This window comes from Paenibacillus sp. J22R67 (assembly GCF_059692175.1).
This window is the reverse complement of sequence record NZ_JCAUAX010000008.1, coordinates 346,829-358,994: the sequence shown is the minus strand read 5'-3', so window position 1 is coordinate 358,994 and position 12,166 is coordinate 346,829. Positions and strand designations below refer to the sequence as shown.

Annotated in this window: 6 protein-coding genes, 5 tRNA genes and 2 rRNA genes; all 13 read left to right on the top strand. The window is 44.7% G+C overall.

The features are described from left to right. Positions 1 to 159, top strand: a 23S ribosomal RNA gene (locus tag AC58VC_RS27320); the annotation flags it as partial. 69 nt (positions 160 to 228) lie between these two features. Continuing rightward, positions 229 to 345: ribosomal RNA gene (rrf, locus tag AC58VC_RS27315) — 5S ribosomal RNA — on the top strand. A gap of 55 nt (positions 346 to 400) precedes the next feature. After that, a tRNA-Ile gene (locus tag AC58VC_RS27310) sits at positions 401 to 477 on the top strand. Positions 478 to 480: 3 nt separating this feature from the next. Next, positions 481 to 556, top strand: a tRNA-Asn gene (locus tag AC58VC_RS27305). A gap of 152 nt (positions 557 to 708) precedes the next feature. Then, a tRNA-Val gene (locus AC58VC_RS27300) sits at positions 709 to 781 on the top strand. A gap of 9 nt (positions 782 to 790) precedes the next feature. Then, positions 791 to 866: transfer RNA gene (locus AC58VC_RS27295), tRNA-Phe, on the top strand. A 6-nt stretch (positions 867 to 872) separates the two neighbouring features. After that, positions 873 to 943: transfer RNA gene (locus tag AC58VC_RS27290), tRNA-Trp, on the top strand. Between the two features lie 199 nt (positions 944 to 1,142). Then, complete coding sequence (locus AC58VC_RS27285) at positions 1,143 to 2,684, top strand: response regulator transcription factor (protein WP_497373281.1); 1,542 nt, start codon at positions 1,143 to 1,145, stop codon at positions 2,682 to 2,684. 23 nt (positions 2,685 to 2,707) lie between these two features. After that, positions 2,708 to 4,468, top strand: coding sequence for a sensor histidine kinase (locus AC58VC_RS27280; protein WP_497373279.1), 1,761 nt, complete (start codon positions 2,708 to 2,710; stop codon positions 4,466 to 4,468). A gap of 198 nt (positions 4,469 to 4,666) precedes the next feature. Next, positions 4,667 to 5,974 carry an extracellular solute-binding protein gene (locus tag AC58VC_RS27275; RefSeq protein ID WP_497373277.1) on the top strand — a complete coding sequence of 436 codons (1,308 nt, stop codon included), beginning with the start codon at positions 4,667 to 4,669 and terminating at the stop codon, positions 5,972 to 5,974. A gap of 118 nt (positions 5,975 to 6,092) precedes the next feature. Further along, positions 6,093 to 6,956 (top strand): carbohydrate ABC transporter permease, encoded by an 864-nt coding sequence (locus AC58VC_RS27270; RefSeq protein WP_497373276.1) that lies wholly within the window; start codon positions 6,093 to 6,095, stop codon positions 6,954 to 6,956. Further along, positions 6,956 to 7,780, top strand: a complete 825-nt coding sequence (locus tag AC58VC_RS27265; RefSeq protein WP_497373274.1) for a carbohydrate ABC transporter permease — start codon at positions 6,956 to 6,958, stop codon at positions 7,778 to 7,780. Before AC58VC_RS27270 ends, AC58VC_RS27265 begins: the two co-directional genes overlap by 1 nt. 60 nt (positions 7,781 to 7,840) lie before the next feature. After that, positions 7,841 to 10,885, top strand: a complete 3,045-nt coding sequence (gene lacZ, locus AC58VC_RS27260) for a beta-galactosidase, LacZ type (protein WP_497373272.1) — start codon at positions 7,841 to 7,843, stop codon at positions 10,883 to 10,885. The last annotated feature ends 1,281 nt before the right edge of the window (positions 10,886 to 12,166 follow it).

Sequence of the window (12,166 nt, the reverse complement as noted above, 5' to 3'; positions counted from 1 at the left end):
AGGGGATAAGCGCTGAAAGCATCTAAGCGCGAAGCCCCCCTCAAGATGAGATTTCCCAGTATGTAAGACCCCTTGTAGACGACGAGGTTGATAGGTTCGAGGTGGAAGTGCGGCAACGTATGCAGCTGACGAATACTAATCGGTCGAGGGCTTAACCAATAAACCTATAGTTGTTACTTTACGCAAGTTTCGTATCTAGTTTTCAAGGCGCAAACCACGCTTTGACTGTTTGGTGATGATGGCGGAGGGGACCCACGCGTTCCCATCTCGAACACGACCGTTAAGCCCTCCAGCGTCGATGGTACTTGAACCGCAGGGTTCTGGGAGAGTAGAACGTTGCCAAGCAGTACCCCATTGGGGTATTTTTTTTGCCGGATCAAACAGGCACATATATAGATGCAGGCCCTTAGCTCAGCTGGTTAGAGCGCACCCCTGATAAGGGTGAGGTCGGTGGTTCGAGTCCACTAGGGCCTACCATATTCCCTGATAGCTCAGTTGGTAGAGCACTCGACTGTTAATCGAGTTGTCACAGGTTCGAGTCCTGTTCGGGGAGCCACTTTCGAAATATTCGAGCGGTAGAAGAAGTACCATAAGAAATGTAGTAGACGTTATATGCGTCTCGAAGATTTAGTTCCCTTCTTCACCGTCTCTTTAGATAGATAGGATTCATCTTGTGTGAATGGTTCAGGTATTTCTTCTTTATCCCATGGAGGCTTAGCTCAGCTGGGAGAGCATCTGCCTTACAAGCAGAGGGTCGGCGGTTCGATCCCGTCAGCCTCCATTTCATCTAGGCTCGGTAGCTCAGTCGGTAGAGCAGAGGACTGAAAATCCTCGTGTCGGCGGTTCGATTCCGTCCCGAGCCACCATTATATAGGGGCATAGTTTAAGGGTAGAACAAAGGTCTCCAAAACCTTTGGTGTGGGTTCAATTCCTGCTGCCCCTGTACAAAATGTAACGTCTAGGAGCTGCCACGGCAGCTCTTTTTGCGATTTCATTTTTAATAAGCCTGGTACCGCTATCATGGCGAGCTGTTCGCTTTGGACTCGTCAAGACACAGAAATTCATTTATAATCGTGCAAGATATCGCACAAAATACGTCGTACTAGTGGTAGATGATGTAAATCCAGATGAAGGAGTCTGTTATGACGGTTTATTGCAAGGTTCTTATCGTTGATGACGAGATGTTGGTGCGTCAAGGAATCCGGCATCTCTTAGATTGGGAAAGTGAAGGATTTCAAATTGTGGGTGAAGCTGCTAATGGCAAAGAGGCGTTAGACATGGTCCATTTGTTCCAACCGAACATTGTGTTGACCGATATCGTCATGCCAGTGATGGATGGCGAAGAACTGACGAGAATTGTAAAGGGCATGTACCCGGAAATTGAAATTGTCGTGCTCAGCAGCTTTGGAGAATTTGAGTATGTTCGTTCTACTTTTCAGAGCGGTGTTGCCGATTATATGTTAAAGCCAAAACTGGACGCAGTATCTATGTTAGCTGTTCTGAAGAAAACGGCTGAACGAATTCCTGCTTTTCAACACTCAGATTGGAAAAGTGAAAAAAAGCAGTCAGTCGATTACATACTAGACAAGCTTATTTCGGGTTATTCCGTTGATTATGACAGAAATGAAATAAGTGCGAAATTTCCGTATACTAGTTTTGTTTTGCTATCGGTGGTTCAGGATAAGTCGGTTTCATTGACTCGAAATGAGGAGTGGTTAGAAGCGGCACTGAAAGCGATCATCCAAAAGAGGGATAAACCCGTCGCTACACGCCGTCTTTCGCATCAGGATGGCTACATTCGCTACCTGCTAAATCTAAATAACTCCGCACAAGAGGATGCCGTACAGATAGCCCAGCAGCTGGCCGAAGCGAGTGAGAAAGGTCATGTGGCCATCGTAGTGGCGCTCAGCCGTGTTTTTGAACATATCCATGAACTGAACGATATTTATACCAATGATATGCTGAAAGTGCTGGATCACCGCTTCTTTCTACCAGATCGCAGGCTTCTCATTGTCAATGAATTGGAGAAACAGGCAGAGAAAGGTGAGCCATTTGATATGGAGGCGTTCACGGCAGAACTGAACCATCAAGAGTTCGACCTGGCCTTTGGGCGGCTCAGCGCATATGCTCACTCTATGAATGGTAGGCTGGATACGGACATGTTCGAGTTTAAATCTTTTTTGGATCACAGCCTGTTTAATATTATTGTTACGCTGAAGCATTTTCACTATGAGGCTAGTGCCTTGGATGAAGGGAAATACGAGTATTTCCGCGCCATTCATGAAGCTGAGCACATTGGTGAAGTTATTCTTTTGTTAGAAAAATTTTTGAACGAGGCTGTATCGTGTGTCAGTGATAATCGGACGGGTTCTCCAGGCATACAGAAAATTTTGCAGTATATGGACAAGCACTTTTCGCAGCCACTGACGTTAACGGAGGTCGCCAAACACTTCCACTTCAATCCTTCCTACTTGTCAAATTACTTCACTGTTCATAATAAAGAAGGTTTTAATGAATATTTGAACCGGATTCGTATAGATAAAGCTTGTACGTTACTGCGCGAAAATCCTAATCTCTCAATTTCAGAAATAAGCAATCTCGTCGGATACTCGGATCATAGCTACTTTACGAAAGTGTTCCGCAAGCTGATGGGGATATCGCCAAGTCACTATCGCAAAAAATAAGCAAGAAGGGACTACGATCAACAATGGGAGCATGGGTGAAGAAATTAACCGATCAGAGTCTGTTTACTAAAATGTTTTTTGTGATGGTCGTAAGTATTATTTCCGTTACGATTTTAACCTCATGGGTGACGATTCAGATGTCGCAGAAGCTTTTTGTGCAGACGTTCAGTATTACTAATTCTAAAATTATCAATCAGATTAAAACGGGATTAGATGCCCTTCATTATTCCAATATCAATATTGCCATCAGTGTCGCACAAAGCGGAGGGATTAAAAGCTTTCTAACGGAGGCGGATACGGATTCATTAACAAATTTCAAAACGAATTTCAGTATGAGTGAGCAGATGAAGCGAATTCAGTCCGGAATTGGGTCCAAAAATATTGGCATCAGCATCCTGGGCATGAATGGCAGGAACTACGTGAGCGACGTCACCTACTGGTCTGGTTCCTCGGAGAAACTGCAGAGCAGCCTAATTACACAAGACGCATGGAAACAACCGGGTCGTATGTTATATAGCTTCATGCAGGCGGGAACTTGGGGCTCCAATGAAGATCGGCTCGTTGCTACCAAAGCGCTGCTTTCCTCAGAAAGCAAAGAAGGTTACGGAACACTTTACATGATGACTAGAGAAAGTGATTTCAAGAAAATCTATGCCAGCTTCACTAGTCAAGGTAATGATGTCATGATTTTGAATCAAAATGGCTTGATTGTTTCTAGCAATAGGGAGGATTTGATCGGAACGGTATCCGAGGAACTCCTGGCAGGCGCCAAACAAGCCCACGAATCTCAAAGTCAAGAAATGACTTTGTTTAATCATGATGTCATCCTTTTGGCCGATTATTTACCGTTGTATGATTATTATCTCGTCAATGTGATTGATAAGCAGATTGCGCTGGGCAATATGCTCAATAGGAAAGCCTTATTTATGATAGGCGCTGGCATCGTATTGACGGCTGTGCTTGTTGTTTATTTTATTACACGTAGAGTTACGCGATCTTTAAGCATGCTTGTTATCAAGATGTCGAACATAACCAAAAAGAATTTTCTCAATTACATGGCTGTGACCGGCTCGTATGAAACAAGAGAGCTCAGCAATGCATACAACTATATGCTAGACGAGCTTAATGACTATATTATTCAGTTAGTAGAAACACAGCAGGAGCAGCGCAAGGCAGAGTTAGCCGCGCTTCAGCAGCAAATTAACCCCCATTTTCTATATAATACCCTGACTTCCGTTAACATTCTTGTGCAACAAGGGAGCAAGGAGAAGGCTACGGAAACGATACATGCGCTGATTTCCCTCCTGCAAAATACGATTAGCAATGTGAAAGATACGATATCTGTAGAGCAGGAACTACTCAATTTAAAACATTATGTGTTCATTAATCAGGTGCGCTATGGGAATGGCATCAAGGTTGATTATTTCGTATCGCCCGACTGTTTGAAGTCACAAGTGCCCAAATTAATGCTCCAACCTTTTATAGAGAATGCGTTTTTTCATGCTTTTAATAAAAAAAGCTCGGGATATATTTATGTCATCATCACGAAGGAAGGGGATACGCTGCACTGCGAAATCGTTGACAATGGCGATGGCATGGACCTTACGGAAACCAAAAGCGAGCAGCGTACCTCTACGAGTGCTAGGCAGCTTTTTACAGGAATTGGCATACGCAATGTCCATGATCGCATCCTGCTTCTGTACGGAGAGGCGTATGGCGTTTCCATTACGAGCACGCTTGGACAAGGAACCAAAATAGCGATTAGCCTTCCCTGGCGAACTTAGCAAGTCCCCCCATGTATAGAAATCTAAAGAAAGTACAAATTATAAATAAAGTACCAAAATAGTCATTATGATAGCGGATACAATACACAAGAATTTCGCTAATTATGACAAATTTTTTTCTAACGGAAGGGATTTCCGAGATGCTATTCTTTTAAAAGAAAGCATTTTCAAAAAATCTAAACTACACGGGGGGCGCACATGAATAAGAAAGTTTCAACCATTTTATTGGCTAGTTTTTTGCTGCTGTCGGCATGCTCAAGTAAAGCACCTGACACAACGGGTACTGGTACTCCAACTGCAACGGACAAAGGTGCTGCGAAAGAAATTACGGTCTGGGCTTGGGATAAGAACTTCAACATTGCAGCGATGAAGCTGGCACAAGAGGCCTATGCGAAAGATCATCCTGACGTGAAAATAAACATCATTGAATACGCACAAGATGATATCATTCAGAAGTTGAACACAGGTTTAAACTCTGGGACAACGACGGGGCTGCCGAATGTTGTACTGATTGAAGATTACCGTGCTCAAAGCTTCTTGAAAACGTATCCTGATTCTTTTCAAGATCTGTCGGCATCCATTAAAGCATCCGATTTCGCTGAATACAAAATCGGACCAACAAGCTTGAATGGGAAACAATATGGCGTTCCATTTGATTCCGGAGTAACAGGCATGTACGTCCGTTCAGATTACTTACAACAAGCAGGTTATAAATTAGATGATATGAAGGACCTTAATTGGCAGCAATTGATTGAAATCGGTAAAGTGGTTAAAGCTAAGACAGGTAAGGATTTGTTAACACAGGATCCAAATGACCTCGGGCTCATTCGTATGATGATTCAATCTGCAGGTGCTTGGTATCTGAAAAGTGATGGATCTACACCGGATCTGAAAGATAATGCAGCTCTTAAAGATGCTTTTGCGACATACAAAGAATTGATGTCCGCTAATATCGTTAAAATCACTTCAGATTGGAATTCTTTCCTAGCCGGTTTTAACAGCGGCAGTGTGGCGAGTGTACCGACAGGCAACTGGATTACGCCTTCGATTAAGTCACAGGCTGACCAATCAGGGAAATGGGCAGTCATACCTTTTCCTAAATTGAAAAACACAGCGAGTTCTGTACACGCATCTAACCTTGGAGGCAGCTCCTGGTATGTACTCAATAGTGCTGGTAAAGAAGCAGCAACTGAATTTCTTGCAAAAACACTTGGTTCCGATGTGAATCTGTACCAGAAGTTACTTACGGACGTTGGTGTGATCGGTACCTACAAACCGGCGGCACAAGGAGAAGCCTACTCGAAAGCAGATGATTTCTTCGGAGGTCAGAAGGTCATTTCTGATTTCGCAACGTGGACGAATCAAATTCCTAAAGTAAACTACGGCATGCATACGTATGCGGTTGAAGATATTCTTAAAGTAGAAATGCAGAACTACCTGAAAGGCACAGATATTAATAAAGTGCTAAGTGATGCTCAGTCTCAAGCGGAGTCTCAAATTAAGTAATTATTTCCAATTAACCTTAGGGGCGCTGACCTCCGAATTGCATGTTTGTGCAAGCGGGGGACAGCGTTTCGATTTTTAAATGTAATATAGGAAGGATCTGGATAAATTGAATTACTCGATGAATAACCGTGTAAAGCTGACAGGTTGGCTGTTTATCGGAATAGCGGTATTGATGATTTGTTTGTTTTACTTCTATCCGATGATACAGGCATTGCTGCTGTCCTTCAAAACAGGCGCAGGAGCTAATCTGCATTTCAATGGAATAAGCAACTATAAGCGCCTTTTTAGCGATAAAACGTTCTTTACAGCGGTAAAAAATACGTTTCTCTATTTAATCATTCAAGTACCGATTATGATCGTTCTGGCGATGATGATCTCTGTCTTATTGAATGACAGCAAGCTTCGTTTCAAAGGATTTTTCCGCACCGCGATTTTCTTGCCATGTGTGACCTCGCTTGTTGCTTACTCCGTCGTATTCAAATACTTATTTGGCAATGATGGACTTATCAACCTAGCTTTAGTGAAAATTCACTTAATTGCACAACCTATTCAATGGATTTCCGATCCCTTCTGGGCGAAAATTACCATTATTATTGCCATTACATGGCGCTGGACAGGATACAATATGATTTTCTTCCTTTCCTCTTTGCAAAATATTGACAGTTCGATTTATGAAGCAGCACGCATCGACGGAGCATCTCCGTTCAAACAGTTTTTCTATATTACGTTCCCAATGTTAAAACCAATTGTTCTTTTTACGTCGATTACATCAACGATCGGGACCTTGCAATTGTTCGACGAGATCATGAATATTACGAAGGGTGGCCCAGGTAACGCGACCCTCTCCATATCGCAGTATATTTACAATCTTTCCTTTAAGTACACACCTGATTTTGGCTATGCAGCGACAGTTTCCTATTCAGTTGTAGCTATGATCATTGTGTTATCTGTCCTTCAAATCAAATTGGCAGGTGATAAATAATGAGAGTACTCAATCGCACAATTGTTTATGTCTTCCTTTTTGCCGTAGCTGTCATATCGATTTTTCCATTCCTATGGATGGTTATTAGTTCAACGAATCTTTCTGTGGATGTCACGCAGGGAAGAATGTTACCAGGATCCCATTTTGTCGATAACTATAAAAAGCTGATTGATTCCATCAACCTGCTTCCTGCCCTATGGAATTCGCTTAAAATTTCGTTATCCACCACGATATTAGCCTTACTGGTTGCATCGCTAGCTGGATACGCCTTTGAAGTTTATCGGAGTAAAGCAAAGGATGTCGTGTTCAACTTGCTGCTTGTTTCCATGATGATTCCATTCGCAGCGTTGATGGTTCCTCTTTATCAAATGTTCTCCGGCTTGTCGCGGAGTGTACCGCTTATCGGAATTAACACGATGAATGCGGTTGTTCTACCGACATTTACTACAGCGTTTCTTATTTTCTTCTTTCGTCAAAGCTCGAAAATGTTTCCGAGAGAGCTTCTGGAAGCAGGACGTATGGATGGATTATCGGAGCTAGGATTATTTTTCCGGATTTATATGCCAACCATGAAAACGACCTACTCTGCTGCAGCTATTATTACGTTCATGTCCAGTTGGAACAATTACTTATGGCCACTGATTGTCTTGCAAACACCGGAGAAACGAACAATTCCTTTATTGATTTCAAATCTGGGGTCTAGTTATGCACCGGATTTCGGGGTCATCATGACCGCTATCGTGATTTCGACGATTCCGACAGCACTCGTCTTTTTCCTCATGCAAAAACAATTTGTCGCTGGTATGGTAGGTTCGGTAAAATAGGGGCTGATAGCCGTAAAACATAGGTGTTATTACAGGTTTATTTCTCAGGAGGCATTATTCATGAAACAATCGGTACCAAGCCTTGATTGGCTGCAAGATGTGCGTGTATTTCGAGTAAACAGGTTGGATGCTCATTCAGACCACCGCTATTATCGGTCGATGGCTTCTGCTGAAGCAGGAGCACCCATGGACATGAGGCATAGCTTGAACGGGAGCTGGAAGTTCAGTTATGCACCAAACGCAGCAAGCCGTGTGCAATCGTTCTTTGAATTGGATTATAACTGCAGCAGCTGGGAGCATATCCAAGTGCCAGGACATATTCAGATGCAAGGCTGGGGACATCCGCAGTATGTCAACACGATGTATCCTTGGGATGGCGTAGAAGCGCTGCGTCCTCCACAAATATCGCAAGAGCATAACCCCGTGGGCAGCTATGTGAAAAATTTCCAACTACCTGACACGATGAAAGGACAACCGGTTTATATCTCCTTCCAAGGCGTTGAATCAGCTTTCTACATATGGCTTAACGGAGAATTCGTCGGTTATAGCGAAGACAGCTTCACACCAGCAGAATTCGACCTAACGCCTTATATTCGCGAAGGTGAGAATAAGCTGGCTGTTGAAGTTTATCAGAGAAGTACAGGAAGCTGGCTGGAAGATCAGGATTTCTGGCGGTTGTCAGGTATTTTTCGAGATGTCTACTTATATACGGTTCCTAAGGTACATGTGTGGGATCTGCGTGTAAAGGCAGACTTGGATGATGCCTATGTGGAAGGCTTGCTTGAAATTGATCTCATGCTCCGAAACGACCATGCAGCAACGGCTCGTGCTAAGCTTGAATTGAAGGATGCAGAGGGGAAGGCTGTTCTTACAGAAACAGGGGAATTCCGAGATGGCAAACTCTCCTTCAACCTCGCAGCAGGATACGTTCAACCTTGGAGCGCAGAAGATCCCTATTTATATGCGGCTTGCATCTCCATTTACGATGAGAACGAAGAATTGGTCGAAGCCATCGTGCAAAAGACGGGCTTCCGCCGTTTTGAAATGAAAGACAAGTTGATGTGCTTAAATGGCAAACGTATTGTATTCAAAGGTGTAAATCGCCATGAATTCAACTGCCGCACTGGAAGAGCTATTACGAAGCAGGATATGCTGTGGGACATTCAAACGCTAAAGCGCAGCAACATCAATGCTGTCCGGACCTCGCATTATCCGAATCAGACATTATGGTACGAGTTGTGTGACGAATACGGTGTCTATGTCATCGACGAGATGAACTTGGAGACGCACGGCTCGTGGCAGAAAATGGGGGCTGTCGAGCCTTCGTGGAACATTCCGGGCAACGATATGCAGTGGCAGGATATCGTACTTGATCGTGCGATTTCCATGGTAGAACGCGATAAGAATCATCCTTCGATTCTCATCTGGTCATGCGGCAATGAGTCTTATGCGGGCCAAGTTATTTTGAATGTAGCCGACTACTTCCGTGAGACGGACCCAGGCCGACTGGTTCATTACGAGGGTGTATTCCATAATCGTGACTATGACGCTACGAGCGACATGGAAAGCAGAATGTATGCCAAGCCTGCGGACATTGAGGCGTATCTCAACAGCCAACCGGCTAAACCATACATTAGTTGCGAATACATGCACGCTATGGGGAACTCAGTCGGAGGTCTTCATAAGTATACAGAGCTTGAAAACAAATATCCGATGTATCAAGGCGGCTTTATTTGGGATTATATCGATCAGGCTATTATCAAAAAGGACCGGAACGGCCGTGAGTTCTTAGCCTATGGCGGGGATTTCCAAGACCGTCCTACGGATTACAGCTTCTGCGGAGACGGCCTTGTATTTGCTGATCGTCAACTGAGTCCTAAGATGCAGGAAGTCAAATTCCTTTATCAGAATATCAAATTAGAACCTAATAGAAGTCATATTAAAGTAATTAACGAAAATTTGTTTGTGAACACAGATCAGTATGTGCTTGAATATCGCCTTTATCATGAAGGCACTGAAATTGGTAATGGGATCAGGGATGTTGCCGTTGAAGCACAAAGTGAAAGCATCATCCCGATCGAACTGCCAGATGTGAATGGTCAATCAGGCGAATACTGCATCCAAGCTTCCTTGGTGCTGAGGGATTCTGCGGTATGGGCTGATGCTGGGTTTGAGACGGCATTTGGTCAATCCACTTTCGTTATACAAGCAAGTGTGCAGAATGAACAACCCGCCGGTGAAGTTAACGTGGTGGAGGGGGACGTCAATATTGGCGTCACCGGGAAAGGTTTCTCCGTCATTTTCTCGAAGCAGGTAGGCTCCTTAGTTTCGCTCAGATACCATGGTCGAGAGATGATCGCGTTACCTCCGGCTCCGTTATTTTGGAGGGCGACCACAGATAATGATAAAGGAACCGCTATGGGATATACGGCCGGTGCTTGGTATGCCTCAAGTCTGGCGCGCAAATGTGTTAGCACAGTGCTGAATCAAGAGAAGAGCTCAGCAACGGTTGCCTTTGATTACAGATTCAGCATTAGCACCGAAGTAACCGTTCGTATTGCCTATACGGTGTTTGCGGATGGAACAATTCGCGTGCGCACGAATTACAAAGGAGCAGCAGGTCTGCCGAATCTACCGATTCTTGCCGTTTCCTTCAAAATGTCATCTGATTATAACCAATCAGAATGGTATGCAATGGGACCGGAAGAGAACTATAGTGATCGCAGCCATGGAGCTCGCTTGGGGATTTTCAGCCGTCAGGTTGATCAATTACCAACACCTTACCTCGTTCCACAAGAATCGGGTAACCGAACTGGTGTTCGTCGAGTGAATGTGACAGACGTGAATGGTATCGGTCTTACGATTAAGGCTGATCCGCATGCCCCTGTTGAATGCAACTTGTCTCCGTATACGGCATTCGAGCTTGAGCATGCAGACCATGCTTATGAGCTGCCGAATGTTCATTATACGGTTGTTACGGTAGCTGGCAAACAAATGGGTGTCGGCGGCGATGACAGTTGGGGAGCGCCTGTGCATGAGGAATATCAGATTCCAGCTGATCAAGAAATCTCGTTTGAGTTTGTAATTGCTAGTGCAGGAAATTAGTTATAATTTTTAAAAAGAGGTTGTCCCTTTGGTTATGAAATAACCGGGGGACGGCCTCTTTTTTGTGCTGTAGGTAGAGGAGAGCAGGGCAGGGAACGGAACTAGAATCCCTTATTTTCCTGAAAAGGCATAATTTTCAGATTAAGCGGAACTACGGTTCGTTATTTGTCCGTTTTCCCTTCGAAAACGGACAAATAACGAACCGCAGTTCCCTCTCGTGCGGAAAAGCAGGCGATTCGAAGAAATAGCGTCCTGTAGTTCACTTCGGATAAGGTCGTACCGTATCTCATTGCATGAAAAGTAGCTAGATACTACTGAGAGCGCCGATTAGGCTATCTCAGCGGAAGAGAGCGCTCGTGCGGCTACAAAAGTTAGACGAGAGCGCCTAAAAGGACGCCTCACCGCATGAAAAGTAGCTAGATATAGTTGAGAGCGCCAATTAGGCTCTCTCAGCGGAAGAGAGTGCTCGTGCGGCGGCAAAAGTCAGCCGAGAGCGCCAAAAAGGACGCCTCATCGCATGAAAAGTAGCTAGATGCTGCTGAGAGCGCCGATTAGGCTCTCTCAGCGGAAGAGAGTGCTCGTACGGCGGCAAAAGTCAGCCGAGAGCGCCTAAAAGGACGTCTCACCGCATGAAAAGTAGCTAGATACTACTGAGAGCGCCGATTAGGCTATCTCAGCGGAAGAAAGCGCTCGTGCGGCGGCAAAAGTCAGCCGAGAGCGCCTAAAAGGACGTCTCACCGCATGAAAAGTAGCTAGATACTACTGAGAGCGCCGATTAGGCTATCTCAGCGGAAGAGAGCGCTCGTGCGGCGGCAAAGGTCAGCCGAGAGCGCCTAAAAGGACGCCTCACCGCATGAAAAGTAGCTAGATGCTGCTGAGAGCGCTCGTGCGGCGGCAAAAGTTAGACGAGAGCGCCTAAAAGGACGCCTCACCGCATGAAAAGTAGCTAGATACTGATGAGAGCGCCAATTAGGCCCTCTCAGCGGAAGAGAGCGCTCGTGCGGCTACAAAAGTTAGACGAGAGCGCCTAAAAGGACGCCTCACCGCATGAAAAGTAGCTAGATACTACTGAGAGCGCCAATTAGGCTGTTTCGAGGGAAGAGATAAGTGGAGGCGAGCTGCCACACGAAATAGATTGCCATAAAATTACAAGAAATGCCTGATATCTGTAAATACAAATGGTTGTAGGGACATATATGCTTGATATGCGCACACTTTTGATTTGAGGGTAATACCAATTTGAAAGCGAGAGGAGGTATTTTCAAGAAGAAAATAGATGCT